1 protein-coding gene is annotated in these 2,701 nt (G+C 29.7%); it reads left to right on the top strand.

Features of this window, described 5'->3' with window-relative positions:
• Positions 1 to 29: 29 nt before the first annotated feature.
• A partial coding sequence (locus tag Q0352_RS13585) for an FAD-binding and (Fe-S)-binding domain-containing protein (protein WP_299528386.1) occupies positions 30 to 2,701 on the top strand: 2,672 nt, incomplete at its 3' end.

Below are 2,701 nucleotides of genomic sequence, written 5' to 3'. Positions count from 1 at the left end.
AGTTTTAATTTTAAAAATAAAGAATCAAAATGTCTTCAAAAAACTTAGACTTAGACTTAAACAAATTATCCCATTTATTGTCAGGAGAATTATTTTTTGATAATTTACATAAAAGTATTTACGCAACTGATGCATCCGTATATAGAAAAATTCCACTTGGTGTTGCATATCCAAAAAGCAATCAAGATTTAAAAGTACTAATTCAATTTGCAACTGAAAATAATATTACTTTAATTCCAAGAGCTGCAGGAACTTCATTAGCAGGGCAATGTGTAGGCAATGGTTTAGTTGTAGATATATCAAAACATTTCACCAAAATTTTAGCTTTTGATGAATATAAAAAAACGGTTACTATTCAGCCAGGTATTATTAGAGATGAATTAAATGACTATTTAAAACCATATAATTTATTTTTTAGCCCAAACACTTCAACTAGTAATAGATGTATGCTTGGCGGAATGGTTGGAAACAACTCATCTGGCACAACTTCAATCAAGTATGGTGTTACACGTGATAAAGTAATTGAGTTAAAAACAATTTTAAGCGATGGTTCAGAAGCCAATTTTAATGAAATTAGCACTTCAGATTTTAAACTAAAAAAACAAGGTAATTCATTAGAAAATAAAATTTATCAAACTATTTTCAATGAACTTTCCAATACTGAAAATCAGCAAGAAATAACAAAAGAATTTCCTAAAAAAAATATCCATCGAAGAAATAATGGATATGCTATTGATGAATTATTGAGTTATGAAGGTTTTGGAGGAACAAACCCAAATATAAATTTATCAACTTTATTAACAGGAAGTGAAGGTACTTTAGCTTTTACCACTGAGATAACCTTGAAATTAGATGTGTTACCACCTTCAAAAAATTGTATGGTGGCTGCACATTTTAACAGCATTAAAGAAAGTATGGATGCTGTTTTAATTGCAATGAAGCACAATTTATATACATGTGAATTAATGGATAAAACCATTTTAGATTGTACTAAAAATAACAGAGAGCAATTAAAAAACAGGTTTTTTGTTGAAGGCGACCCCAAAGCTATATTAATGCTTGAAATTTGCACTAATTCAGATGAAGAGACTAACAAATTAGCTGATAATTTAATAAATGATTTAAAAGAAAGTAATTTAGGTTATGCATTCCCTAAATTAATAAATAGTGACATCAATAAAGCGGTAAACTTACGTAAAGCTGGTTTAGGTTTGTTAGGAAATATTGTTGGTGATCAAAAATCTGTTCCTTGTATAGAAGATACGGCTGTTGAAGTGAAAGATTTACCAAACTACATTTCAGATTTTACAAAAATAATGGAAGAATACAACCAAGATGCTGTGTATTATGCACACGCTGGTGCTGGTGAGCTGCATTTACGTCCTATTCTAAATTTAAAGAAAAAAGAAGATGTTATTTTATTTAGAGAAATAACGACAAGAACATCTGATTTAGTAAAATCGTATGGCGGTTCATTTAGTGGTGAACACGGTGATGGAATTGTAAGAGCCGAGTTTATTTCAAAAATGATTGGAGAAAAAAATTACGAGCTTTTAAAACGAATAAAACAAACTTTTGATCCTAAGAATATCTTTAACAAAGGTAAAATTATTGATTCATTTCCTATGGATGAAAACCTTCGTTATGAAGTTGAAAGAGTTGAACCAGAGATTGAAACTATCCAAGATTTTTCTGATAGTTTAGGCATTCTAAGAGCTGCCGAAAAATGTAATGGCTCAGGAGATTGTAGAAAACTTCCTGAAGCCGGAGGAACTATGTGTCCTAGTTATAGAGCTACTCGAAATGAAAAAGACACAACACGTGCCAGAGCAAATGCATTACGTGAATTTTTAACAAATTCAGAAAAACAAAATAAATTTAATCACAAAGAATTATACGATGTATTTGACCTTTGTTTAAGTTGTAAAGCCTGTGCAAGTGAATGCCCAAGTAATGTAGATGTTGCGGCCTTAAAAGCTGAATTTCTACATCAATATTATAAAGAAAATGGCATTCCGTTTAGGACTAAAATGTTCGCGAATAATGTAATGTGGAATAAATTAGGTAGCCTTACTCCTACTTTTACAAATTTAGTGTTAAACACAAAACTCACTAAAAAATTGATGGGAATTGCAACCCAAAGAAGCATTCCTAAATTAGCTAAAAAAACGGTATATAGCTGGTATAGAAAAAACAAAAAAAGACTCTTAAATCAGCCTTTTAAAAATGGTGAATTGTTTCTATTTGTTGATGAGTTTACTAATTATTATGATGCAAACATTGGTATTGACACCATTGAATTATTGATGAAATTAGGTTACAAAGTAAACATTACACAACATGAAGAAAGTGGAAGAAGCTTTATTTCAAAAGGTATTTTAGACAAAGCCAAAGAAAAGGCAGATTTTAATGTAAACTATTTCAAAAATATTATTTCACCAAAAAAACCTTTAGTTGGTATAGAACCTTCTGCAATTTTAACTTTTAGAGATGAATATTTAAGGTTAGCAGATGATAAAGATGCTGCAAAAGAAATTTCTGAAAACACTTTTACTATTGAAGAATTTATGAAGCAAGAATTTGAGAAAAAGAATATTTCAGTTGATAGTTTTACAAAAAAAGTACAAACTTTAAAAATTCACGGTCATTGTCAGCAAAAAGCATTGAGTAGCACTGAACCAACATTTCAAATGTTATCTAT

Source organism: uncultured Lutibacter sp. (genome assembly GCF_937891065.1).
GTDB lineage: Bacteria > Bacteroidota > Bacteroidia > Flavobacteriales > Flavobacteriaceae > Lutibacter.
This window is presented reverse-complemented; position numbering and strand designations above follow the sequence as displayed.